This is a genomic window from Hyphomicrobium sp. CS1BSMeth3 (genome assembly GCF_900117415.1).
GTDB lineage: Bacteria > Pseudomonadota > Alphaproteobacteria > Rhizobiales > Hyphomicrobiaceae.
Window position 1 is genome coordinate 2,082,770 of sequence record NZ_FPEI01000006.1, and the last position, 21,017, is coordinate 2,103,786.

The 21,017-nt window shown below is 63.6% G+C and carries 17 protein-coding genes; 10 read left to right on the forward strand and 7 right to left on the reverse strand.

Features of this window, described 5'->3' with window-relative positions; translation table 11 throughout:
- The first annotated feature begins 1 nt into the window (after position 1).
- The 4 genes from CS1BSM3_RS24695 to CS1BSM3_RS24710 all read left to right on the forward strand — a co-directional run bounded on the left by CS1BSM3_RS24695 (position 2) and on the right by CS1BSM3_RS24710 (position 5,692).
- A complete protein-coding gene (locus CS1BSM3_RS24695) occupies positions 2-664 on the forward strand; it encodes a GntR family transcriptional regulator (RefSeq protein WP_174263776.1) in 663 nt (220 codons plus the stop codon).
- Between the two features lie 204 nt (positions 665-868).
- Positions 869-1,879: an Ldh family oxidoreductase gene (locus CS1BSM3_RS24700; protein WP_072392285.1), complete on the forward strand. Its 1,011-nt coding sequence runs from the start codon at positions 869-871 to the stop codon at positions 1,877-1,879.
- A 1-nt stretch (position 1,880) separates the two neighbouring features.
- Positions 1,881-4,001: a hydantoinase/oxoprolinase family protein gene (locus CS1BSM3_RS24705; RefSeq protein ID WP_072392288.1), complete on the forward strand. Its 2,121-nt coding sequence runs from the start codon at positions 1,881-1,883 to the stop codon at positions 3,999-4,001.
- 11 nt (positions 4,002-4,012) lie between these two features.
- A complete protein-coding gene (locus CS1BSM3_RS24710; RefSeq protein WP_072392291.1) occupies positions 4,013-5,692 on the forward strand; it encodes a hydantoinase B/oxoprolinase family protein in 1,680 nt (559 codons plus the stop codon).
- Positions 5,693-5,731: 39 nt separating this feature from the next.
- On the opposite strand, the gene CS1BSM3_RS24715 is transcribed toward CS1BSM3_RS24710, so the two are convergent.
- Positions 5,732-6,127, reverse strand: a complete 396-nt coding sequence (locus tag CS1BSM3_RS24715; RefSeq protein ID WP_072392294.1) for a DoxX family protein — start codon at positions 6,125-6,127, stop codon at positions 5,732-5,734.
- A gap of 329 nt (positions 6,128-6,456) precedes the next feature.
- Here CS1BSM3_RS24715 and CS1BSM3_RS24720 point away from each other — a divergent pair, with 329 nt between their 5' ends.
- The 4 genes from CS1BSM3_RS24720 to CS1BSM3_RS24735 all read left to right on the forward strand — a co-directional run bounded on the left by CS1BSM3_RS24720 (position 6,457) and on the right by CS1BSM3_RS24735 (position 11,035).
- Positions 6,457-6,951 carry a Csu type fimbrial protein gene (locus tag CS1BSM3_RS24720; protein WP_072392296.1) on the forward strand — a complete coding sequence of 165 codons (495 nt, stop codon included), beginning with the start codon at positions 6,457-6,459 and terminating at the stop codon, positions 6,949-6,951.
- A 25-nt stretch (positions 6,952-6,976) separates the two neighbouring features.
- Positions 6,977-7,693, forward strand: a complete 717-nt coding sequence (locus CS1BSM3_RS24725) for a fimbrial biogenesis chaperone (RefSeq protein ID WP_072392299.1) — start codon at positions 6,977-6,979, stop codon at positions 7,691-7,693.
- 61 nt (positions 7,694-7,754) lie between these two features.
- Complete coding sequence (locus tag CS1BSM3_RS24730; protein WP_174263777.1) at positions 7,755-10,088, forward strand: fimbria/pilus outer membrane usher protein; 2,334 nt, start codon at positions 7,755-7,757, stop codon at positions 10,086-10,088.
- Complete coding sequence (locus tag CS1BSM3_RS24735; RefSeq protein ID WP_244540602.1) at positions 10,085-11,035, forward strand: Csu type fimbrial protein; 951 nt, start codon at positions 10,085-10,087, stop codon at positions 11,033-11,035. The genes CS1BSM3_RS24730 and CS1BSM3_RS24735 overlap by 4 nt, the downstream gene beginning before the upstream one ends.
- Positions 11,036-11,090: 55 nt before the next feature.
- On the opposite strand, the gene CS1BSM3_RS24740 is transcribed toward CS1BSM3_RS24735, so the two are convergent.
- The 6 genes from CS1BSM3_RS24740 to CS1BSM3_RS24765 form a co-directional block, all read right to left on the reverse strand.
- Positions 11,091-12,653, reverse strand: coding sequence for an alkaline phosphatase family protein (locus CS1BSM3_RS24740; RefSeq protein WP_072392305.1), 1,563 nt, complete (start codon positions 12,651-12,653; stop codon positions 11,091-11,093).
- A 71-nt stretch (positions 12,654-12,724) separates the two neighbouring features.
- Complete coding sequence (locus CS1BSM3_RS24745; protein WP_072392307.1) at positions 12,725-14,371, reverse strand: ABC transporter substrate-binding protein; 1,647 nt, start codon at positions 14,369-14,371, stop codon at positions 12,725-12,727.
- Positions 14,372-14,468: 97 nt separating this feature from the next.
- Positions 14,469-15,275, reverse strand: coding sequence for an ABC transporter permease (locus CS1BSM3_RS24750; RefSeq protein ID WP_210188857.1), 807 nt, complete (start codon positions 15,273-15,275; stop codon positions 14,469-14,471).
- 119 nt (positions 15,276-15,394) lie between these two features.
- On the reverse strand, positions 15,395-16,330 hold the full coding sequence (locus tag CS1BSM3_RS24755; RefSeq protein WP_072392310.1) for an ABC transporter permease: 936 nt from the start codon (positions 16,328-16,330) through the stop codon (positions 15,395-15,397).
- A gap of 20 nt (positions 16,331-16,350) precedes the next feature.
- The gene (locus CS1BSM3_RS24760; protein ID WP_072392313.1) at positions 16,351-17,352 is read right to left on the reverse strand and encodes an ABC transporter ATP-binding protein; all 1,002 of its coding nucleotides are present in this window, start codon (positions 17,350-17,352) and stop codon (positions 16,351-16,353) included.
- Entirely contained in the window at positions 17,349-18,353 is a 1,005-nt protein-coding gene (locus CS1BSM3_RS24765; protein ID WP_072392316.1) for an ABC transporter ATP-binding protein, read from the reverse strand. Before CS1BSM3_RS24765 ends, CS1BSM3_RS24760 begins: the two co-directional genes overlap by 4 nt.
- Before the next feature lie 451 nt (positions 18,354-18,804).
- On the opposite strand from CS1BSM3_RS24765, the gene CS1BSM3_RS24770 reads away from it, so the two are divergent.
- Together CS1BSM3_RS24770 and CS1BSM3_RS24775 are read left to right on the forward strand one after the other, a co-directional pair.
- On the forward strand, positions 18,805-19,518 hold the full coding sequence (locus CS1BSM3_RS24770) for a hypothetical protein (protein ID WP_143149341.1): 714 nt from the start codon (positions 18,805-18,807) through the stop codon (positions 19,516-19,518).
- 5 nt (positions 19,519-19,523) lie between these two features.
- Entirely contained in the window at positions 19,524-20,933 is a 1,410-nt protein-coding gene (locus CS1BSM3_RS24775; protein ID WP_072392323.1) for a substrate-binding domain-containing protein, read from the forward strand.
- Positions 20,934-21,017: the final 84 nt, after the last annotated feature.

Below are 21,017 nucleotides of genomic sequence, written 5' to 3' on the forward strand. Positions count from 1 at the left end.
GGTGGACAACGCAAAGTTTTTCACGAAACGGGAATTCGCCGCCGAGGCGATACGCAATGCCATTCAGAACGGCTTTTATCAGCCGGGCGAGGTCGTGAGCCAGCGGCGGATCAGTGAGGACCTCAATCTCAGCGTCACGCCGATCCGCGAAGCCATCATCCAGCTTGCCGGGACAGGGCTGATCGAGCGCCATTCCCATCACAGCATCAAGGTCAAGGATGTCGATGCGGAGCGGCTCTCGGACATCTATCACGTCCGCCTGTTGCTCGAGCTGGACGCAATTCGATTGGCCTTCCGCAATATCAAGAAGCCGACCATCGCCGAGCTCAAGCTCGTCAATGCCAATCTCAAACAGCTCATCAAGAGCACCGAGCTCGAGACGATCAACTCCCTCGATCGGCAGTTCCACTACATCGTCTTCTCACAGGCGCAGAACGAGGCGCTGATCTCTTGCATAGAGTACGTGAAATCCTCGTTCTCCTTTTATGCCTTGTGGAGCAGGCCGCAGCGGCTCGCGGTTTCGGTCGCCGAGCACGCCCAATTCATCGCGCGGCTGGAGGAAGGCGACCTGAAAGGCTGCATCGAGGCGCATCGCAAGCATCTCGAGAGCGGACTTAAGGCAGCGCTTGACACGTTGCCGACCGCAAAGCGCGAGATCTCGTAGTACCGCGCGCCGCGCTGAACCTTCCCGTTCTTTCGCCCATTCGCGCCGCTCGAACGCACCAAAGCGTCGCGGCTCTTTCGGAATGTTTGCGCTCCGCATCGATGCATTATATATAATGTATCGATCTGCTCGCGCTTCCTCCCGGCACTTCAGTGGGAGCATCCGCGAGCAAGCTACGGCAAGAGAACACCGCAGAGGCAGGACATGAAAGTCGCCGCGACACGCGTTGAGGAGTTCTGCAAGAACGTCCTGTTGAAGCTCGGAACGCCAGCAGACGACGCTGGTATCGTCGCCGCGCATCTTGTCGATGCCGACTTGCGCGGTGTTCGCTCTCACGGCCTTCTTCGCATGATCAGGTACGTCGATCAGATCGACTCCGGCTACATCGACAACAAGGCCAAGGTGAGCTGCGCGCAGGTGGCGCCGAACCTGCTGCGCATGGACGCCAACAAGAACTTCGGGATTGTCGGTTTCGATCGACTTCTGCCCGACCTCGCGGTCCTGGCCCGGCGCGTGGGCATCGCCGGGGCCGCCATCGTCAATTGCGCGCATACGGGCCGCATTGGTGCCTATAGCGAGAAGCTGGCGCGCGAGTTCATGTGGGGCTTTGTCTTTGGCGGTGGTGGCAACAAGAAGCTCAAGGAGGTCGCGCCTTTCGGCGGCCGCAAGGGCGTGTTCGACACGAACCCCTATGCCTTCAGCCTGCCGCTCGACGGGGCGCGCGCGACCACCAGCGACTTCGCCACATCGGCGACGGCGCAGGGCAAGCTGCTCGTGTTCCGCACCAACAACGATCCGGTTCCTGACGGCTGGATCATCGACAAGCATGGTCGTCCCACGACCAATGCGCACGATTTTTATGACGGTGGCGCCATGCTTCCCTCTGCCGGGGCAAAGGGCTATGGCATGGGCTTCATCGCCGAGCTGTTCGGTGATGCGGTGCTCGGCACGCCGCACGAACTCAACTGGTTCATGGTCGCCGTGGATCTCAAGAGCTTCATCGATCCGGCCGGCTACTTCGAGGCCGCAGGGCGACTGCGGCAGGAGATCGAGGATTGCCCTCCCGCGGAGGGTTTTGCAAAGGTGATGTGGCCGGGCCAGCCTGAGCTGGAAAAGATGTCCCGCCAGACAACTGACGGCATCGACTATTCCGAGAGCGAATTGCGCAGTTTGTCGGGTCTGGAAGCGCGCTTCTCCGTAAGGCTTGTCGGTTGAAATGAGCAGCAAATTCTCTCTCGCGGTCGACATCGGCGGCACTTTCACCGATTTCGTCCTGCTCGATCATCAGCGTCAGGTCGTGCTGACCGACAAGGTTCTGACGACGCCGCACTCTCCCGAGCGCGCCATCCTGCAAGGGATCGACAAGCTTTCGCAGCGGCTCGCGCTCGATCTGCGATCCGCCGATCTCTTCCTGCACGCGACCACGATCATCACCAATGCGGTCATCGAGCGCAAAGGCAGCGACTTCATCCTGCTGCATACCGCAGGCTTTCGGGATGTCCTCGAGATCGGGCGCGAGCACCGCTATAACCTGACCGACCTCAAGCTGCGTTTTCCGGATCCCGTCGGTCGGCGTGATCTTCGCCTCGCCGTAGACGAGCGCGTGTCGGCCACGGGCGAGGCCGTGCGGGCGCCCGACAAGGCGTCGCTCATGGCGCAACTCGGTGCGCTCGCCGAGCGTCACGGTGTGCGCAGCTTCGCGGTGTGCTTCCTGCACGCGTACCGCAACCCCGCCAATGAGGAGATGGTCCGCGACTGGATCCGGGAGGCGTTTCCCGATGCCTACGTCTCCTGCTCGGCAGCCGTCGCCCCGACCCAGCGCGAGTACGAACGCTGGACCACCTGCACGATCAACGCCTACACCATGCCGCTGCTGGCGGACTATGTCGCCCGCCTGAGGCAGGCGCTCGCGGCAGCGGGCTTCGCGGGGCGCTCGCTGATGATGACTTCGTCAGGCCTGCCGATGGAGTTCGATCGCTGTGTCGGCTACCCCATTCGCATGATCGAGTCCGGACCAGCCGCCGGCGTGCTGGCCGCACAGGAGATCGCGGGCCGCATCGATCTACCACAGCCGGCCGGCGGCGCCGCCTCGGCGCATCTTTCCAACGTCCTCGCCTTCGACATGGGGGGCACTACGGCCAAAGGGGCCTTCCTGAGCCAGGGCGCGTTCCACGTTCAGCGATCGCTCGAGGTCGCTCGCGTCGGAACCTTCCAACCCGGAAGCGGACTTCCTCTCATGATCCCCGCTATCGATCTCATCGAGATCGGCGCCGGCGGGGGCAGCATCGCCACCATCGACGAGCGCGGCACGATTGCCGTCGGCCCATCGAGCGCGGGCGCTGATCCGGGGCCTGCCTGCTATGGCCGCGGCGGCACGGCGGCGACGCTGACCGATGCCAACGTCGCGCTCGGCTATCTGAGCGAGGAGAACTTCGCAAACAGCGGCATCGCCGTGCAGCGCAGCCGAGCCGAAGCTGCCATCCAGTCGTTGGCGAATCGCCTTGGCACCTCGCTCGAGCGCGCCGCGCGCGGTATCCGCGAGACGGTCAATGAGAACGTTGCGCGGGCCTTCCGAGTGCACGCGGGCGAGCTCGGCATCGATTACCGGCGCTACGCGCTGGTCTGCACAGGTGGCTCTGCGCCCCTCCATGCGGCCGAGATCGCGCGCACGTTGAGCATCAAGACCGTGGCCTTTCCGTTCGGCGCGGGCGTCTCTTCCGCATTCGGACTGTTCGTCGGTCGCGAGGGGCTCACGCTGCAGAAGACCAACGCACTTCCCCTCGACACATTGCCGGAAGGTCGGGTCGGCGCGGAGGTTCGCGCGCTGATCGAGGGCGATGCCAACGCACGGGCGCTCGCAGCCGCAGGAGCCGACGTCGTTCTGACGCTCGGGATGCGCTATGTCGGTCAGGGCTACGAGATCGACGTCGGCATCGACGATATCGCCACCTGCAGCGCAGCTTCCATTCGCGAGGCCTTCCATCGCGCCTATCGCGCTGTGTTCGGGGTGATCTTCCCGGACTACGTCATCGAGATCTTCAATTGGACTGTGCAGATCATGGTGCGCGACAAGCTCTGTGATCTCTCCCGCTTCCGCTATGCCAATGCGGGGACAGGCACTCGCAAGACCAAAGCGCTGCGGCGCGTCCTCGACACCGGCACCGGAGAGCCCGCCGAGCTCGCCGTGTACGATCGCTACGCCCTGCGCCCGGGCGATACGATCGAGGGCGGTGCGCTGATCGAGGAAAACGACACTACGATCTACCTGCCACGCTTCGCTCGCGGCACGGTCACCGAGAGCTTCGACATCGTCGCCGACATCCAGTCCCGCCGCTGAGGCCATACCGAATGCAAGAAAAGCTCGATTCGATCGACGCAGGGATCATCTGGTCGCGGTTCGTCTCCATCGCCGACGAGATGGTCTCCGCGCTCGTGCGCACCTCGTTCTCCACCATGGTGCGCGAGAGCGGCGACTACTCCTGCATGCTGTTCGACGCGAAGGGCCGGTTCCTTTCGCAAGGAACGGCGAGCGTGCCCTCGTTCACGGGCACCGGGCCGGCGACACTTTCCGGAATGCTGGCGCATATTCCAGCCGACACGCTGGCCGACGGTGACGTGCTCCTCACCAACGACCCGTGGATCGGCACTGGCCACGTCTACGACGTCAACATCGTCAAGCCGATTTTCCGCAATGGCCGCCTCGTTGCCTATGCGCTGTCGGTGTCGCATCTGGCCGACATCGGCGGCATCGGCTACGGCACGGGCGCGCGGGACAACTACGAGGAGGGCATTTGCATTCCGCCCGTGAAGTTGTTCGTACGCGGAGAGCCGAACAAGTTCGTGTTCGACCTCATTGAGGCGAACGTGCGCTTCCGGGATCTGGTCATCGGCGACATCTACTCCAACGTCGCAGCATGCAACGTCGCGGCAGCAGCCATCGACGATCTGCTTGCCGAATACGGACTGGCCGACACGGTGGCGGCGGCTGACGCGATCTTCGAACTGACGCACCACGCCATCTGCGATGTGCTGCGCACGCTGCCCCGCGGCGAATTTGCCGGATCGCTGTCGGTCGAGGGCGTCGAGGACGACGCGCTCATCAACCTCGCCGTCCGCATTTCCGTTTCACCGGAAGGCTTCGCGTTCGACTTCCGCGGCACGTCGCCCGTGGTCAATCGCGGCATCAATGTGCCGCTCTGCTACACGCGCGCGTACTGCTACTTCACCTTCAAGACCATTGTCGCGTCGAACATCCCCAACAATCAGGCCGTGCTCGACTTCGTCACCATCGCAGCGCCTGACAACTGCATCCTCAACGCGAAGCGTCCCTACGCCACGGGCGGCCGTCACATCCTCGGCCACTACGTGGCACCGCTCGTGTTCGGCGCGCTCGCGGATGCCGTCCCGATGCAGGTTCAGGCCGACAGCGGCATGATCTGCCAGATCAACTTCCGCGGCCGCTCCCCCCAGGGGCGCGACTATTCCTACATCCTGTTTACCTCGGGCGGATATGGCGCGTTTGCCGATCTCGACGGGCGTCCGGTGCTGCCCGGGCCGTCGAACATGATCGGCATTCCCGTGGAAATCTGGGAGGAGAACACAGGCATCTCGTTCCTGCGCAAGGAATGGCGCATCGACAGCAGCGGTGCAGGTGCCTTCCAGGGTGGTGCGGGGCAGGTGGTCGAGCTACGCAACGATACCGGTGCACCGGTTGACGCTGCCTTCTTCGCCTCGCGGACCAGTCGTGCCGCGCGCGGCTTTGCAGGCGGGATCGACGGGGCCCTGCGCGTGCTGTCGCTCGACGGAGGTGCCGTCGCGCCGAAGTCCCGCCGCGACGTGGCGCCCGGATCGGTCATCGTGCTGGAGGAGGCCGGCGGCGGCGGGTTCGGTCCTCCCGAGCGCCGCGCTCTGGACCGGATACGCGCTGACCTGGACAGCGGCCTCACGTCGCTCGAGTATGTGCGCAACCACTATCCCGAGCAGGCACGCGTCCTCGAAGCGGAAGCGTCGGCGGTCGATCGCCGCTGAGCGCCGCGCTCACCATCATGCGCGTCGCGATCGGCCGGGCTAGATGGGATCGCGCGCAACGGGAAACAGTGCGCGAAGGCGCGGGTCGCGAAGCCACAGCCCGCCCCACATGAAAAGCCCGAGATAGAGGCTAAACAGGATGTGGCTGAAGAGCGGGTTGCCCGCCCGGATCTGGGTCGCCATGGCCCCGCCGAGGAGGCCCATCATCAGCACGGCGCCGAACGCGCTTGTGCGCGGGATCAGGTACAGCACGAGACAGGCCAGCTCGATAAGGCCGATCATGAACGCATAGCCCGGAGGCCAGCCAAGCGCGGCCATCGTCTCCTCCGCCACCGGCAGGTGAAGGAGCTTGGGCGCGATCGAGGCACCAAGCAGGAACAGCGCGAAAAGCCCCGTAAGAGTGCGACCGGTCCAAAGCATCGCAGGCGTGTTCATGCTCGTCTCCTTGCGTGATCATGATCATCTCTGCCCCCAAGGACGTCACGGATCCTGCCTTTCCGACGTCCCGGCAATTTTTTTCCGCGTCTTCATCACGCGACGCCCATCGCCTGAACCTGCCGTCGGATCGAACGAAGCGCGCGGGCCAAAATACACACCGAGGGATTGATTAAAATCAGCATACGCAATCTCTGGTTGTCTCGCTGACCGAATCGAGTTCTAATTCCTTACGTCGCGCGAGGCATAGCGCCTGCGCGCGAGGCGGATCGGAAGCCTCTACGGCTTCGGTTGGCCGAAAATCATCCTCCAAAGCAGGGAACTCTCTCATGAAACAAATGCTGAGAGCGGTGGCGCTTGTCTCGCCTCTTCTCATAGCAGGCTCAGTGCAGGCGGCTCAGACGCTGCCGGCTGACCTCGGCGTCTCCATAGAAATCATCGAAGCCTGCACGGTGAGCAACATCGTGCCCATCTCGTTCGGCACGCAGGGAACCCTGGCGGCGATCGTGGACTCGACGGGATCGGTCGACGTGACCTGCCCTGATGAGGTTGCGTACTCCATCGCGCTCGACGCGGGCGGCGGGAGCGGGGCCACGGTGACGACACGCAAGATGACCGGCCCCGAAGACGCGACGATCGACTACACGCTCTATCAGAGTTCCGAGCACTCGACAGTGTGGGGCGATGAGTCCGGTGTGAACCGGAAAACGGCCACCGGCAGCGGTATCGCGCAGACGCACACCATTTACGGCCGCGTTCCCGTCCAGACGACGCCGGCAACAGGCACCTACAGCGATACCGTGACGATCATCGTCCACTACTAAATCTCTAGTCAGCGGAAAGAACGGCATGCAAGCGACGTTCAAAAGCGTGGTCGCACTCGTGTTGCTGTCAGCGTCATCGGCGGCGGAGGCGGCATCGCTCCGCGTCTCGCCTGTGACGCTTGACCTAAGCATGCCGCGCAGCTCCGCCACACTGACTCTACGGAACGATGCGAGCCAACCGCTCGGCGTGCAGATTCGTGTCTTCCGATGGACGCAGAATGGCGGAGCTGACGAATACGAGCCGACGACGGCCGTGGTGGCCAGTCCACCATCAACACGCCTCGCACCAAATAGAGACTATACGGTGCGTGTGGTGCGGACCTCCAAGGCTCCGATCGCGAGCGAAGAAAGCTACCGCATCATCATCGACGAGATCCCCACCAGGCGCGTGCAGCGCTCAGGCACAATCAATCTCGTCGTCCGCCACTCCATTCCGATCTTCTTCCGCAACCCGCAAGCCGACACACCGAAGGTGTCGTGGAGACTTGCTCAGGCAGGCGGCAAGCTCAAACTGGTCGCCCAGAATACCGGCGGCACGCGGCTCAAGCTCGCTGACCTGGTCCTCGAGCAAGGCAATTCGCGGCTCTTCGCCAGGGATGGGCTGGTTGGCTATGTGCTCGCCGGCTCGACAGTGGAGTGGCCAGTCGTTCTGCGCCAGCGCCCTACGGCTGCCGCGGTCACGCTCAGAGCTAAGACACAGCTCGGCGCGATTCATGAAAACGTGCTTGCTATCAATCGCTGAGCGGCTGGTCGTCGTCGCCCTCGCAGTGTTTGCCGTGTCAGTCGCGGCGAACGCGCAGTCAATGAGGTCCATTCCTCGCCCCGACCCAGTTCTGAGCGCGACCGACGAACGCAATCTCTTTCTCGAAGTCGTTATCAACGACTTTCCGACAGGCGTGCTTGCAGAGTTCTCCGAGCATCCTGAGCTGGGTTTGACCACAACACCCGAGGAACTCGCCGCTTCCGGCTTGAAGCTGGCGGAGCAGGCCAGGATCGGCGACAACCGGATCGCGCTCCGGCGTCTTCCCGGCGTTTCATACCGAGTAGCTGAGAGCGAGCAGAGGCTCTACATCATCGCTCCCGACGAAACCCGGATCCGCCGCACGCTCGATGCGCGCGCGTCTCGAAGGAATAGAGAACATACCGGGCCTCAAGCGGACTACGGCGCGGTCCTGAACTACTCGCTGTTCGGTGCAACTGGTGCGCTGAGCAACCGCGACTTCGGCCGTCTCGATACGTTCTCCGGCTCCTTCGACCTGCGCGCATTCGGCCCGTTCGGAACACTCAGTCACTCTCTCGTCGCTGGACGGACCTCCTACGACTGGATGGATGACATCGTTCGCCTGAGAACGGCATGGACCTACTCCGATCCCATGCACATGCTGACCTATCGGGCCGGCGATCTGGTCAGCGGCGGTCTCACCTGGACGAGGCCCGTCAATCTCGGCGGCGTGCAGGTGCAGCGAAACTTCGGTCTTCGCAGCGACCTCGTGACAAAGCCGCTGCCCTCATTCGCGGGCTCCGCAGCCGTCCCGACGACCGTTGAAGTCTACTCTCAGAATACCCGCGTGTGGTCGAGCAAAGTCGCGCCAGGCCCCTTCGAGGTCTTCAACCTGCCTGTCATCGGCACGTCGGGCGAAGCACGCGTGGTCCTCCTGGATAGTCAGGGGCGAGAGATCGAAACGGTGCTCCCCTTCTACAACGCCGACATTCTTCTCCGTGAGGGCCTGTTCGACTTCTCGATCGAAGCCGGATTTCCGAGGCGCAGCATCGGCGTCCTATCCGACGACTATGATGACAATGCCTTTGCCATTCTGAGCGCCCGCTACGGGCTCTCGAACGAGCTCACTCTCGAGGGGCACCTCGAGGCAGGTTCCCAACTCGTCAATGGCGGCATGGGAGCTGCGTTCCTGCTCGGCCGCTATGGGACCGCCTCTCTCTCCCTGTCGGGGAGCGCGCACGACGACCGCGCAGGTGCCCAGGCCGGCGCTGCCGTCACATTGCGCTGGCAGAACTGGTCGCTCTACGGGCGCGTCCAGCGGACGTTCGGCGATTACGACGATGTCGCCAGCGTATCTGCACGAAAGGCGTGGGACAGCCGCCACCGCGACTTCATATCGTCTGCCGTGCCCCGCGCCATCGATCAGCTCTCGCTTGGCATCCCGGTGCCGTTCGAGCGCGCGCATCTGCGCGCAGCATACTCCCGTGTGGCGCGCGACCTCGAGGACGACACCGAAGTCCTCAGCATCAACTACAGCCAGGAGATATGGGACCGCACGACGTTTCGCGCGACAATGTTCCAGAACCTCAGAGGTGAAAGAGGTCTCGGTCTCTATGCGGGACTGACCATATCGTTCGGAAACGGCATCTCGGCATCTGCTGGCTACGATCATCGATCTGATGGCGGGCGGGCGATGATCGACGTGATGAAATCCGAGAGACCGGACGTCGGCAATGTCAGTTGGCGCGCCCGCGTGATCGAGAGCGACAATCCTCTGCGCTCGGTTTCTGGCGCATACCGCTCGGCCCACGCGCGATTTGAGACCACGGTCACGCAATACGACGACGCGGTTCGCGCCACCGCTTCGGTCGATGGCGCCGTTGTCTTCGCGGGAGGCGGTGTCTTCACCGCAAACAGAATTCACGACGCATTCGCGGTCGTGGACGTCGGATCTCCGGACGTCGAGGTTCGGTATCAGAACCGGCCCGTTGGCATGACCGATCGATGGGGCCGGATCCTTGTGCCGAACCTGCAGGCATTCGAGCCCAACGAGATCTCGATCGATCCCTCCAATCTTCCGGTCGACGCGGTCGTGCCAACAACCAAGGAGGTGGTCGTGCCTGCGGGCGGTTCGGGCGTCGTCGTGGGCTTCGGTGTATCTCAGGACGCTAACACTGCGCTCGTCGCGTTCGTCGATCCTCGCGGCGTGCCAATCAAACCCGGCGCGTCGGTCCAGATCGCCGGCCTGCAGGAAGAATTCATCGTTGGCTATGACGGCGAGGCATTCCTGAGCAATCTGAAAGCGCAAAATAGAGTGACGATCGAGCAGGCAGGCGGCGGGACTTGCGCAGCCGAATTTTCCTACGAGGTCGCCCGCGGCACCCAGGTCAAAATCAATGGGGTCGTATGCCAATGAACATGACACGCTTCGCCGCTATGGCGCTCCTTACCATCGCCATCGTGGTCTGCGGAACCGGGCAATCGTCCGCTCAGAGTTGTGGCGTCACCATCAGCAACATGAACTTCGGCCCAAACATCGACACGCTGTCCAGCAGTCCGGTCGATACCACTGCAGAGCTCCAATTCAGTTGCAGCGGTTGGCCCGCCTCGGAACGGATCCTGATCTGCGTGCATCTTGGTGAGGGAAGTGTCGCCTCCGGCGGCGGGGCCCGACGCATGGAAGGCGGCGGCAATCATCTTCTCTATCAGCTTTACCAGAACCCTGAGCGCTCGATCGTCTGGGGTAGCGCGAACATGGCGGCATCGATCGCCGCAACCGCTGAAGGCACTGGCGCTGTCTCGGGCACGCGCATGATCTACGGCCGTGTTCCCGGCGGCCAGTCCACAGCCGCAGCAACCACGTATTCGTCGACGTTCTCCGGCGCTGACGTCGAAATCCTCTACCGCGCCGAGCCCGTGGGCAACGATTGCGCAACTGGCTCGGGCTCATCAGGAGGAGCCGCAAACTTTGACGTTGAGGCTACGGTCGCCCAGAACTGCATAGTGAGCACCGCGCCTGTCAATTTCGGCTCGCACGGCGCCTTGAATGCCAACATCGACGCAACTGGCACTGTGTACGTCACCTGCACCCTGGCGACGAACTATGCGATCAGGCTCGACGGAGGAGGTGCCGCCGCTGCACCAACAGCGCGGCGAATGGCCAAAGGATCCGACAGCATCACCTATGGCCTCTACAGGAATATCGCACGCGATCAACCGTGGGGAGATGCCGAGGAAACGCGCGCTCACGGCACGGGAAGCGGCAGCGTTCAATCGCATACGGTCTACGGAAGAGTTGCACCACAAACGACGCCGCCGACAGGTGTCTACACCGACACCGTCGTCGTCATCGTGGACTATTGAAGTCGAACACGGAAAGCGGCGCCGTCGCGCGAGATCCGAATAACCTTTTCGAACCTCACACGCGCTTGACGAGGCCGTCAGGCGAAGCCTGGTAACCGGTCAAAGTCCGTTCCGCAAAGCGCAGACGCCAGGACAGCATGGCTTGTGCGTAGCGCAGAACCTCGGATGCTCGACTTGGATCGGCCGCAAGAGACGTGAATTGGCCCGGATCCTGAACCAGGTCGAAGTAGAGGCTCGGCAGTTTGGTGAAGTGAACGTACTTGCCGGCCTCGTCCTCGACGACAGCGAGGCTCGCCTCGTCGAGATCGACGCCCAGCACTTCCTCCGGCCGCGACGCGCTCATGAATACATTGCGATAGTCGTACTCGTAGTACACATGGCGCCGCCAGTCAGGCGGTGCGGCGCCCTCGCGCACGAACGGCAGGAGCGAACGGCCGTCGACCGTGCGCGGCGTCTCCAGACCGAGCCAATTCAGTATCGTCGGCATGATGTCGATGGACTCGGTAAAAGAGTCCACGACGGTGCCACGCGTTGCATCCGCGCTCGCATCAGGGTCGCGGACGATGAGCGGGATATGGAAGCTCTCGTCGAAGTAGCCGACTTTGCCGAGAATGTAGTGGTCGCCGAGCTGCTCGCCATGATCGCTCGTCAGGATGATGAGCGTATCGTCCCACTGCCCGCTATCGCGGAGGAACTGGAGCACGCGGCCGATCTCGGCGTCGCACTCGGAAATCAGGCCGTAGTACGTCGCGCGCATCTGACGGACTTCGGCCACGCTCATCGAGCTTGCAAGCCCTTTGCCGTTCTCGAAGAACCGCCGCTTGTCGATCGAATCCAGGAAGAATCTGAGCAGAGGGTGCTGGCGCGCTTCCTCCTCGGGCGTCGATGCGCGCACGGGCGCCGGCGCATCTTCGATCGAGTACATGTCATGGTAGGGCGCAGGAGCCGCGAACGGCGGATGCGGGCGATAGTAGCCGAGATGCAGAAACCAAGGACGCTTCGCAGCGCCCAGCAGATAGATGAGCGCCCGCTCGGTGAACCAGCGCGTATCCGAAAGGTGCGCAGGAATGCGCGACGGCTTGCGCGTGGCGCCCAGCTCCTCCTCGGTCACGCCTTCGGGAAGCCAGATGTCGCCCCGGTTCTCGGGAAGCTTGTAGCCCTGGCTCGCCACCCAGGCGAAGTAGCCTTCCATGCGCGGCTCGAAGGCGCCGACCGGCCGCCATCCATGCATAAGATCACCGAGAACGGTGAAGGCCGGATCCATGGCCGGCCATTCGCGCGGATCGGGCGTGGTCGTCGTGTAGCCGACAATGGCGGGATCCCAGCCGCCCTTTCGGACTTCCATCGCCAGATTGGTGTGGCGCGCGTCGAGCGGGATGGTGTTCTGCACGGCGCGGTGGTTCATCGCGTACATGCCGGTCAGGAGCGATGCGCGCGCCGGCCCGCACGGCGAGGTGACCGTGTAGTGCCGCCGGAACGTCACGCTCTCGGCCACCAGCGCATCGATGTTGGGCGTGCGGATCGACTTGTGCCCGGCGGCCTTCAGCGTGTCGCCGCGCCACTGGTCGACGACGATGAGAAGGACATTCTTGCGCTTGGGATCGGCAATCGTTGGCATGGAGAGCGGTTCCAGTGGCTGGAGAGCAAGGCCGCGGCCGGGATGGTCCCCGGCCACGGCCTCTCAGATCGTCACTTATTAACTTTCAGATTGTGAGCGCGAAAGTCCATAGCCAGCGTCGGCGAGTACTTCCACTCTAGATCCTTCCGCTTGCCGTAGAAAAGCACCGTGCGGTGGAGGACCGTATAGCCCGGATCATCGCGCTCGATGATCTCGAGCATGCGCCGGAACATGGCCGGACGCTTGGTCTGATCGGTCGACGTCTCGAGCTCGGCGCACAGCTTGTTGAACTCGTCGTTCGCCCACTCGCCGACCTGCTGCTGCTGCCCACGCGGGCAATGCTGGGTTACCATCGACGACACGGGATCGTTGAAGGCCGCCGAGTTCGACCAGTCGCGAACGGCACGCGGGTTATCCTTGGCGAAGATCTGCTGCCAGTTCTCCTTCATCTCGATCCGAACGTTCGCCCCCACGGCACGCCACATTTCCTGCAGGATCTGAGCCGTCGGCACCTGGTTCGCATAGTAGTTGTTGAGGACGCGGAAGGGGATCGGCTCGCCGTTGTAGCCGGCTTCCTTCAGCAGCTTCTTGGCGAGATCCGGATTGTACTCCGGGGCCTGCCAGTCCTTGACGAACATGGGGCCGTAGTATTCCCACTGCAGGCCCTGCGGGATCGACGTCCGCCCCGACCAGAGCGTATCGACGATCAGCTTCCGGTCGATGGCCAGAGTGAGAGCGCGGCGGATGCGCGGGTCCTGAAGTTGCGGATGGTTCTTGTCGAACACCACGATGCGGTGATTGAGGACGGGACCGCCCACGACTTCGTGCTTCTGGCTCGCCTCGATGGTCTTGATCTGATCGGGCGGGATGTCGGTGACGAAGTCGTACTGACCCGAGATCAGGCCGTTGACGCGCCCGGCAACCTCGGGAACCACAATGAAGCGAACCTCGCGCACGCTCGGCTTGCCGCCCCAGTAGTCGTCATGGGCCGTGAGGACGAGGACGTTGTCGGGCTTGAACTCCTTGACCTTGAAGGGGCCGGTCGCGACAGGCGCGGACGCGAAGGTCTTCCAGTCGGGAGCCGCGAGAAACGCCTTCTTCGAGACGACGTTCATGCCAGTGCGGGTCAAGCGCCCCTCGAGCGTGACGTCGGGCGTCTTGTTGTGAAAGCGCACGGTATGGCTATCGACGATCTCGATGCGCTCGAAGTCGGGCAGGAGGCGGCGCGCCACGGCGTGCACCTCGGGCGGCGCTGCAGTCGACTGGCCGGCCGTCTGGGAGAAAAGCACCTGCCCCGTCTTGGCGGCTTCACCGGGCTTCGCAAATCCCCACATCCGCTCCGGGCCGAAGGAGAACACGACGTCCTCGGCGGTCATCTCCTCGCCGTTGTGGAACTTGACGCCCTTCCTCAGCTTGAACTCGATCGTCTTGTCGTCGATGCGCGTCCAGCTCTCGGCGAGAGCGGGCTGCTGCGAGAGATCACCCTGGCGATCCACCTGGATGAGCGTATCGAAGATGCTCGCAAAGATGCGCGATCCGACATTGGATTGCTCGCGCAGCGTATCGAGAACGCCCGCATTGACGATCTGCTGCACCGCGACGGTGATGACCGGGCGGTCATCGGCGCGCGCCGACGGCGCAATCGCGCTTAAGCCTGCTGCAACGACCGCGATGGCGGCGCTCGATCTCGCGCAATGGAAAAGGCTGCGTCTGCCCATCTCTCTTCCTTTCTGGCTTCAATACTCGGGGGCGGCATAGGGACGAACCATCTCAGCGTTGTGACGCTGTGCATTGCGAGCGGCGCTGGGGGTGCCTTCAGCGCAGCGTGGGGTCGAGGCGATCGCGCAGCCAGTCACCAAGGATGGATACGGAGAGTGTGGTCACGATGATCACGACGGCAGGGGCGAGCAGTATCCAGGCCGCGGTCTGCATGTACTCGCGGCCATATCCGACCATGTTGCCGAGGGAAGTGAGCGGCGGCTGCACCCCCAGGCCAAGAAAGGAGAGACCGGACTCAAGGAGGATCACCTCGGGGAAGTTCAGCGTCATCGAGACGATCAGCGTCGCGGCGATGTTCGGAAGGATATGCCGCCCGTAGATCCGCCATGGACCGGCGCCGAGATCGCGCACGGCAGACGCGTAGCCCTGCTCGTTGGCCGAGATGGCAAGACCGCGCGAGATGCGCGCGATACGCTCCCAGCCGTGCAAGCCCATCAGGAGCACGAACAGCATGAGGGAATTGCCGAAGAAGGCCAGCACCGCAAGCGCGATGATCAGGAACGGCATGGAAGCCTGCAGATCGATCAGCACCTGCACGAGCTGCTCGACGATGCCTCTGAAGTGCGCTGCGGCGAACCCGAGGAGCACACCGACGACGGCGGCGATCAGCGTCGAGGCCAGCGCGATCAGCAGCGACACGCGGATCGACTCGATGAGCCGCGAGAGGACATCGCGACCGAGCTCATCGGAGCCGAGGATGTGCCGCCAGCTCCCGCCCATGAAGACGGGCGGCTGTAGCCGGCCGCGCAGGTCGAGCGCCTTGAAGTCATACGGCCGGATGTAGTCGGCAGCGAGGGCGATGATGAGCATCAGAGTGAGCCAAGCGATAGCCATCAGAACCATCGGCGGCCACGCGTCGAAGAACCGGCGAACAGCCGAGCGTCGATGCGTGATGCTTTCCGGAAGAGGTCGCGGTTCGGCATCGCGCCGCTGCTGCAGGTCGCTCGGCATCGTTCCCCTCCTCAGGTCTTCCTGCTGCCGCTGCGGCCGCGCAGCCGCGGGTCGATCAGGCCATATGCGATGTCGACGAGAAGGTTCGACGTGACCATGCAGACCGCCACAAGCAGCAGAATGGCCTGAACGATCATGAGGTCGCGGTTAGCAACGGCGGATATCAGCAGGCGCCCCACACCCGGCCACGAAAACACGCTTTCGACGACGACGGCGCCAGCAATGAGCGAGCCAACCATCAAGCCGACGACCGTGAGCGTCGGAATGGCGGCGTTCGGCAGCGCATGACGCCGCACGGCTTTGGGCCAAGGCACGCCCTTGGCGCGCGCGGTGCGAATGTAAGGCTGGCCCAGAACCTCCAGCATGGCGGAACGCGTGTAGCGGGCGATGATCGCCGCGCCCGCCGTGCCGAGCGTGACGATCGGGAGAATGGCATGGCGCCATGTGTCCTGGCCGCCGGAGGGCAATACGCCGAGGTTCACGGCAAAGACCAGGATCAGAATGAGGCCGAGCACGAAGCTCGGCACGGTGTAGCCGGCGACCGAGATCATCATGACCAGACGATCGAGGAACGAGTTACGATGGAGGGCCGCGTAGATGCCAGCCGGAATTCCGATGCCGATCTTCAGGAGGAACGCGGGCACGGTCAGCGCGAGCGTGAGCGGAATGCGCTCGACGACGACATCCCAGGCATCTCGGCCATCGCGCAGGGATTGACCAAAGTTGCCCTGCAGCAGGTTCCCCAGATAGCCGATGTACTGCTGCCAGACGGACGCATCGAGGCCGTACCGCTCGCGAAATGCTTCGATCGCCTCTGGCGGCGCATCGACGGACATGATGAGCAGTGCCGGATCCCCAGTCGCGGCCAGGATCGTGAACGAGAAGGTCAGCACGAGAGAGATCGTGAAGATCGCGCGCCCGACACGCGTCGCGATATAGGCCAGCATGAGCGCGTCTTCCTCTGAGTTTATGCGGCGCCGCGCGCCGATGTGATGCTCACTCCCGCGCGATGACAGGCGACGTGACGTTGCTCGCCGAACGGGCGCAGCTCCGGCGCCTCGCTGCGGCAGCGGTCGGTCGCGAGCGGGCAGCGCGGGTGAAACGCACAGCCCTTGGGAATATCCACGGGACTTGGCGGATCGCCTTCGAGCACGATGCGTTCCTTGCCGCGCGCGCGGGGGCTCGGCACGGCCGATATCAAAGCCTGCGAATAAGGATGCGCCGGCGCGCGCATGATTGCCTCGGGCCGACCGCTCTCCACAATCCGGCCGAGGTACATGACGGCGACGCGGTGGCTGACGTGCCGCACGACCTTCAGGTCATGACTGATGAAGAGATAGGCGACACCGAGCTGCTCCTGGAGATCCTTCAGGAGATTGATGACTTGAGCCTGGATGGACACATCGAGCGCCGAAATGGGCTCATCGCACACGAGAAGACTTGGCCTCAGCATCAAGGCGCGCGCGAGAACGACGCGCTGGCGCTGACCGCCGGACAGCTCATGAGGATAGCGATCGACGCTCGTGCGCGGGAGGCCCACGGCATCGAATAGCGCGAGCATCCGATCGCGACGCTCGGCCTTCGTCCCCTCGCCAAATATGTCCAGCGGCTCCATGGCCTGGGCCCCGACCGGCAGACGGCGGTCGAGGGCGCCGAGCGGATCCTGGTAGACCATCTGCATGCGCCGGCGCTGCTCGCGCCATGCGCGCTTGCTGTCGGCGGCCACGGGCTTGCCTTCGAAAACGACCTTGCCCGATGTCGCTGGAATGAGACCGAGGACCAGCTTCGCGGTCGTGGACTTTCCGCAGCCCGACTCGCCGACGAGCCCGAGCGTCTCGCCCGGACGGATATCGAAGGAAACACCGTCGACGGCCTTGAGCTCGGCTGTCGGCGAGAACCACCCGCCCGTGGTCTTGACCTTGTAGGTTCGGCGCAGCTCGCTCACCGAGATCAGCGGCGCGCTCGTCATGCCAATTCCAAAGAGCGGAGAGCCTCGGGCTTGGCTGTATGGATCAAGGCGCAGGCCGCGGCATGATCTTGCGCGATCGCGCGCATAGTAGGCACAGTCTCGTCGCAGACATTCGCATTGGCTTGCGCACACCGCGGCGCGAACGGACATCCCGGCGGCAATTTGTGAGGTTCCGGGACCTGCCCCGGTATGGCGACCAGACGCTCGAGGGCGCCGTCGATCTCGGGGAGAGCAGCGAGCAGCCCGCGCGTGTAGGGATGGCGGGGCGCATCGAAAATACGGCTGACCGGCGCCGTTTCAACGGGCCGCCCCGCATACATGACCACTACTCGATCCGCGAGCTCCGCAACGATCCCGAGGTCATGGCTGATGATCACCAGCCCCATCCCGGTCTCGCGGCGCATCTCCTTGAGCACTTCGAGGATCTGAGCCTGGATGGTGACATCGAGAGCGGTCGTCGGCTCATCGGCAATGAGGAGATCCGGCTCGCCGGCGAGCGCCATGGCGATCATCACCCGCTGGTTCATCCCGCCGGAAAGCTCGTGCGGATACTCCGAAAGCCGCTGCGCGGCGGCCGCGATCTGCACACGCTCGAGGAGACGCCGTGCTTCGGCGCTCGCTGAGCGCGCGCTCATGCCGCGATGGAGCACGAGGCTCTCGACCAACTGCCGGCCGATGCGGTGGACGGGATTGAGAGAGGACGTGGGATCCTGGAAAATCATGGCGACGCGCTTGCCGCGGATCGCGGCCATTTCGCGCTCACCGAGGCCGAGGATCTCACGCCCATCGAGCCGCACGCTGCCGGCTACGCGGGCGCGCGGGCCGAGCAATCCCAAAGCGCCGAGCCACGTGATGCTTTTGCCTGATCCCGACTCGCCGACGATGCCGACCGCTTCGCCCTTCTCGATCTGGAGGTCGAACCCATGAAGGGCTCGCACGTTGGATTGGCCAGTATCGAAGTCAATGGTCAGCCCATTGATGCGAACGAGCGGTTCCCGCATGCCGCCGTACTCCTCAATGTCTCGGACGTTGAGCCGTGTTTGGTGAGCGCGTAACGACCCTGTGCGACATACGGATGACGGTTCAGTGGTCCGGCACGCCATGGCGGCGCTGCGTCCGCGCCCCCGCGCGACGCCATAGAAGAGCGCAGGAAAAGCACCGGCGTTCCGGTGTCACAAATCCGAAGTAACGCCCGATTACTGTTCCACAATTTCTAGAGTGGCCTTAGTCAATGGATCGGGTTGTGTGGAACGTTCGGGCGTATCGGTCGTGCAGAGCGCACTAGCTGCCGCCCGAGTCGGAGTCTTGAAGACCTGCCTCGGGCTCTCGGCCGTTCTTGTGCCCGTGGTCCCCGCCGAAGCGCGACAGCTCGCGCAGAATTCCCGTGCTTTTGCCTCTCCCGCGCTCCCGTCCGCTACCTTGGCTCGCGAAAAAGCGTGCGATGAGCCGCGCGTGCAGTTGATGCCCGAGCGGGGCGGGCGCACACGCATTGCCATCGACACGGCCTGCCGCGCCCAGCAATTCGTCGTGCTCGAATACGCCGGCGCCGTCTTCATCAGATTGCTCGATGTCAACGGCAGCGATCTGTTCGTGCTCGATTGCTTCGCCGGCGAGGTGGAAACCATCGCCATCAAGTTCGAGGACAATACAAAGATCGTGCGGCAGCCCGTCGCCGCAGACATGCGCGATGTCTCCAAGGTCGCGATCGTGTGGAGCGACGGGGTGGATCTGGATCTGCACGCCTTCGAATACGCAGCTGAATTCGGCGGCGCCGGCCACGTCTGGTCGGGGGAGCCCGGCACACAGGAAGAGGCGAGCGCACGTGCTTTGCGTGACGGGCGCGGGCAGGGCTTCATCAGCACCAGCGGCGCAGGCGGCGAGATTGGCATGAATTTCGAAGTCTACACGTTCATGCATCGGCCCGGACAGACGGCCGGAGCCGTCAAGCTCGCCGTCGACTACAAGACGAGGGGCAGCCGCCCCGCCGACAAATTCTGCGGCACGGGGACGTTGGCGGAAGTTCGCTTCAAGGCCTACGTCATGGAGCGGGGCAGACCGGCACGCCAACTCGATCTCGCATTCTCCGCCGTGCCGTGCGGCGCGGACCTCAGCGCGAGAGCGCGTTTCAATTCCAGACTCATTCCTGACCTGGCCATCCGAGGATGAGAGGCATGTATGGACGCGTGCTCAAAGCGACGCTGCTGAGCCTGTGCCTCGGCTTGGTGACGAGCAAGAACTTGTGCGCACAGGATACGGCGCGCTTCGGCATTTATGGCTCAAATACGATCGGGGCCCGGCTCATGCCGAACCTGGTCGAAGCCTATGCCGCGTCAGCCGGCGCAAGCACGGCGCGGTCGGCCAGCAACGATCCAGAGCAGGTCGAGCTCAATCTCACCAACCGGACGGGCGCACCTCTCGCCCAGGTCGACATCCGGTCACATGGCTCGGGCACCGGCATCCCGGCTCTCATTGACGGCAAGGCGTCCATAGCCATGCTGTCCCGCCCGATATCGGAAAAGGAAACGCTGGCTCTCCAGCAGGCCGGCTTGCCGGATCTGCGCAGCGCGGAGTATGCGCACGTCCTAGCCATGGACGGAATCCTCGTCTTCGTCTCTCCCAAGAACCCTTTGTCGACGCTGTCGCTCGATGAAATTGCGGGCATCTTTGCCGGGACGATCCGCGATTGGGCGGCGGTAGGGGGCGTCCCTGGCTCCATCAACGTTTATGCGAGGGACAACAAGTCCGGCACCTTCGATACGTTCAACTCGCTGGTGCTCAGAACCCGCAACCTCGCCCTGCGCAAGGACGCAAAACAATTCGAGTCCAGCGAGGAGCTGTCCGACGAAGTCGCCCGCGATCCGAACGGTATTGGGTTCTCGGGGTTCGCCTACCTGCGCAGCGCCAAAGCCCTCGACATCGCCACGGAGTGCGGCATCACGAGCAAGCCGACGACCTTCAACGTGAAATCGGAGGAGTATCCGCTCTCGCGCCGGCTGTTCCTTTACACCAAGCCGCTGGCAAACGGCACGGTGCCGGCCAACGTCCTGCGCTACGCGCTATCGATGGACGCTCGCCCGAGCATCCTCGCTGCCGGTTACATCGACCAGGAATTCGAGTGGCTCGACAAGGGCGAACATATGCTGCGCTTCGCCAAATCCTTGGCGCTGAGCGATCCGGACATCGACGCCGCCCTTCTGAAGCAACTGGCGGGCGACCTCCAGGCCTACTCGCGCATGTCGACGACGTTCCGCTTCGATTCGAATTCCGCAACACTCGACAACAAGTCCATCGCCGACGTGCAAAGACTGGCGCGCTTCGTGAGATTCCTGGTCGAGACGAGGCAAAGCAGGACGATCATTCTCGCCGGCTTCACGGACTCGGTCGGCGATTTTGCCAGCAACGCCACGCTCTCGCTGACCCGGGCCGAGCAGGTCAAGGCAGCGGTCATCAAAGCCGCAGGAGTGGCCGTCCCGGCCGAGACGATCATCACGCGCGGCTACAGCAAGCTCCTGCCGACCGCGTGCAATTCCTCCGATGCGGGACGCCACAGCAATCGCCGCGTCGAGAGCTGGTTCAGGTAGCGCCGGACCTCAGTCAGGTTCGGGGCGATCGCGCCGCATCTGTTCCTCATGACCAGATAGCCAGCCCGCAACAATAGAGCGCGG

What these genes read in the sequence shown, in the direction of transcription:
- CS1BSM3_RS24705 (WP_072392288.1), top strand. Translation starts at nt 1,881, where the DNA reads ATGAGCAGCAAATTCTCTCTCGCGGTCGACATCGGCGGCACTTTCACC.
- CS1BSM3_RS24700 (WP_072392285.1), top strand. Translation starts at nt 869, where the DNA reads ATGAAAGTCGCCGCGACACGCGTTGAGGAGTTCTGCAAGAACGTCCTG.
- CS1BSM3_RS24765 (WP_072392316.1), bottom strand. Translation starts at nt 18,353, where the DNA reads ATGCGGGAACCGCTCGTTCGCATCAATGGGCTGACCATTGACTTCGAT.
- CS1BSM3_RS24775 (WP_072392323.1), top strand. Translation starts at nt 19,524, where the DNA reads ATGTATGGACGCGTGCTCAAAGCGACGCTGCTGAGCCTGTGCCTCGGC.
- CS1BSM3_RS24735 (WP_244540602.1), top strand. Translation starts at nt 10,085, where the DNA reads ATGAACATGACACGCTTCGCCGCTATGGCGCTCCTTACCATCGCCATC.
- CS1BSM3_RS24730 (WP_174263777.1), top strand. Translation starts at nt 7,755, where the DNA reads ATGAGGTCCATTCCTCGCCCCGACCCAGTTCTGAGCGCGACCGACGAA.
- CS1BSM3_RS24745 (WP_072392307.1), bottom strand. Translation starts at nt 14,371, where the DNA reads ATGGGCAGACGCAGCCTTTTCCATTGCGCGAGATCGAGCGCCGCCATC.
- CS1BSM3_RS24740 (WP_072392305.1), bottom strand. Translation starts at nt 12,653, where the DNA reads ATGCCAACGATTGCCGATCCCAAGCGCAAGAATGTCCTTCTCATCGTC.
- CS1BSM3_RS24720 (WP_072392296.1), top strand. Translation starts at nt 6,457, where the DNA reads ATGAAACAAATGCTGAGAGCGGTGGCGCTTGTCTCGCCTCTTCTCATA.
- CS1BSM3_RS24760 (WP_072392313.1), bottom strand. Translation starts at nt 17,352, where the DNA reads ATGACGAGCGCGCCGCTGATCTCGGTGAGCGAGCTGCGCCGAACCTAC.
- CS1BSM3_RS24710 (WP_072392291.1), top strand. Translation starts at nt 4,013, where the DNA reads ATGCAAGAAAAGCTCGATTCGATCGACGCAGGGATCATCTGGTCGCGG.
- CS1BSM3_RS24725 (WP_072392299.1), top strand. Translation starts at nt 6,977, where the DNA reads ATGCAAGCGACGTTCAAAAGCGTGGTCGCACTCGTGTTGCTGTCAGCG.
- CS1BSM3_RS24750 (WP_210188857.1), bottom strand. Translation starts at nt 15,275, where the DNA reads ATGGTTCTGATGGCTATCGCTTGGCTCACTCTGATGCTCATCATCGCC.
- CS1BSM3_RS24755 (WP_072392310.1), bottom strand. Translation starts at nt 16,330, where the DNA reads ATGCTGGCCTATATCGCGACGCGTGTCGGGCGCGCGATCTTCACGATC.
- CS1BSM3_RS24715 (WP_072392294.1), bottom strand. Translation starts at nt 6,127, where the DNA reads ATGAACACGCCTGCGATGCTTTGGACCGGTCGCACTCTTACGGGGCTT.